At 43.6% G+C, this 2,645-nt stretch carries 2 protein-coding genes and 1 pseudogene; all 3 read left to right on the forward strand.

Annotated elements, in window-relative coordinates; genetic code table 11:
* Window positions 1–55: 55 nt before the first annotated feature.
* Window positions 56–472, forward strand: a pseudogene (locus tag A1359_RS02585) (Tn3 family transposase); the annotation flags it as partial.
* 322 nt (window positions 473–794) lie between these two features.
* Window positions 795–1,661, forward strand: a complete 867-nt coding sequence (locus A1359_RS02590) for a nickel-binding protein (RefSeq protein ID WP_066977571.1) — start codon at window positions 795–797, stop codon at window positions 1,659–1,661.
* 101 nt (window positions 1,662–1,762) lie between these two features.
* Window positions 1,763–2,638, forward strand: a complete 876-nt coding sequence (locus A1359_RS02595; protein WP_408606521.1) for an aldehyde dehydrogenase family protein — start codon at window positions 1,763–1,765, stop codon at window positions 2,636–2,638.
* Window positions 2,639–2,645: the final 7 nt, after the last annotated feature.

The following is a 2,645-nucleotide window of genomic DNA, read 5'->3' on the forward strand; positions in this document are numbered from 1 at the left end:
GGCAAAAGTGGCTATCCGTTCTATTGCTGACTGCTAAAAAGGTAGGCGTGATGATTCCTTACGGGAATTGGGACGTATCGAGCGGACACTGTTTACGCTTGATTGGATGCAAAATGTTGAATTACGTCGCCGCGTACAAATTGGCTTGAATAAAGGCGAGGCAAAAAACGCGCTTGCCAGAGCAGTATTTCTAAATCGATTGGGTGAAATCAGAGACCGGAGTTTCGAGAACCAGCGTTACCGTGCAAGTGGTCTTAATCTGGTGGTGGCTGCCATAGTGTTATGGAATACCGTCTATTTGGAAAGAGCGGTCCAGGCGTTATGGGATTCAGGCAAAGAAGTAGACGAAAAACTGCTGAAACACCTATCACCTTTGGGGTGGGAGCACATCAATTTAACCGGTGACTACATTTGGCAGCAAAGCAAGCAAGTTGAGAAAGGCGGGTTTAGACCGTTAAATACACGCCGATAAGCTTAGCGTACGATTTTTTCCGTTTCGTGAGCAGGACCCATTAAACTCCTGAATGACGGCTTGCAGTTAAATATCGGACGATCAATTATTGACTGATTGTTCCAGAACAGCATAATATGACTTTTTTAGTGCTTATGTTTTTGTCTTTTTAAAATGCACCTTCATGAAATCAGTGGTTTGAAAATACGTTTTTTTGTGGTGAATATGAGGGGAATTGATTTTTTCTGTAGTTGAAGCAGTGAATGTGTCAATTGGCATCCAAATCTTGAATTTAAAAATGACCCCTATTAACTTTCGCGCCCTTTTAAACTGATTATCAATAATGGCTAGGCCCAAAGAATTTAACGAGGAAGATGTTCTTGATAAAGCCGTTGAGGTCTTTTGGGCGAAAGGCTATGAGGCCACATCCATGCAGGATCTTATCAATGCAATGGGCATTCAGCGAGGCAGTCTTTATGCTGCATTTGGTAGTAAACAACAGCTTTTTTTACGCTCGCTTGAGCGGTATGGCAAGGTGGTGGTTACACAATTTCTGGATATTTTGGAGAGCAAACCCTCTGGGATTGAATCGATTGTGTTGTTCTTTGCGCAGTTGGTCGAACATGTATTAACTGAAGGCCCCTTTCGAAGTTGTTTAGTCACTAATTCTGCCATTGAAAGGGGCTTGACAGATGAAGCGACTAAGCAACAAGTAGTGCGTTTGTTGAATGCACTGGAAAAAGGGTTTTATAAGACCTTACAAAGAGCTTTGAAGAATGGTGAATTATCACCGGATCTTGATTTAACAAAGCTTGCCAATTTTTTAACGTGTAGTATGCAGGGACTATTGGTAATGGGGAAAGTGTGTACTGAAAGGCGCGTCCTGGAAGGTATTAACCAAGTGACCTTGTCCATCATCAATAATAAAACAATGAGGAGAGATAATATGTCAACATTTGCAGTTAAACGTCGTCTACCGGGCGTTACGATGGAACAATTAGGGGCTGCGCAAAAAGCCGCTATAGAAACCAGCCAGCAAATGACGGAAGCAGGCACTGACGTTAAATATATCCGTTCAAATTTTTATCCAGGCGACTCCTCTTGTACCTGTATTTTTGAAGCCATCAACAAAGAAGCGGTTAAAGTCGTCAATGAAAAAGCCGCCATTCCTTTTGACGAGATTACCGAAGTATTGGACCTCGTTCCTTAATGTATACACCATAACAATTTAAATAGCCTCGACAGGCATTGCTTTATAGCGTCTCTTAGGGTCTTATTTTTGAATGATTGTTCCAATTGGAGATAATGAACATGATTTATGCCGCACCGAATCAAGCCGACAGTAAAGTCAATTTTAAATCACGCTATGAAAATTTTATCGGAGGCGATTGGGTCTCCCCAGTAAAAGGACACTATTTTAAGAACTTGAGTCCAGTCAATGGTCAGGTCATTTGTGAGATTCCCTGTTCAACGGCAGCAGATATTGAGTTGGCGCTGGATGCGGCGCATGCAGCAAAAGAAGCCTGGGGAAAAACATCGGTTACAGCCAGAGCCAATATCTTATTGAAGATTGCCGACCGTATTGAAGAAAATCTGGAAAAATTGGCCGTTGCTGAAACCTGGGATAACGGTAAAGCGGTACGCGAAACTTTAGCGGCCGACGTGCCTTTATCAGCCGATCATTTTCGTTATTTTGCCGGTTGCATTCGCGCCCAGGAAGGCTCTATCGGTGAAATTGACGAACACACGGTGGCCTATCATTTTCATGAGCCTCTTGGCGTGGTGGGGCAAATTATTCCGTGGAATTTTCCTTTATTGATGGCTTGCTGGAAATTAGCGCCGGCGTTAGCGGCAGGGAACTGCGTGGTCATGAAACCGGCTGAGCAAACCCCGGCGTCTATTTTAGTGCTAATGGAAGTGATCGGTGATTTATTACCCGCTGGCGTTGTTAATATTGTCAACGGCTATGGCGCAGAGGCGGGTCAAGCTTTGGCAACGAGCACTCGTATTGCAAAAATAGCCTTTACCGGCTCCACACCCGTAGGCTCACACATTCTGCAATGCGCGGCAAAAAATATTATCCCCTCTACCGTCGAATTAGGCGGCAAATCTCCCAATATATTTTTCGAGGATATTCTAAACCAGGAAGATGCCTATGTTAGCAAATGCATAGAAGGGGTTAAATAACCAAAAG

The organism is Methylomonas lenta (genome assembly GCF_001644015.1).
Lineage (GTDB): Bacteria > Pseudomonadota > Gammaproteobacteria > Methylococcales > Methylomonadaceae > Methylomonas > Methylomonas lenta.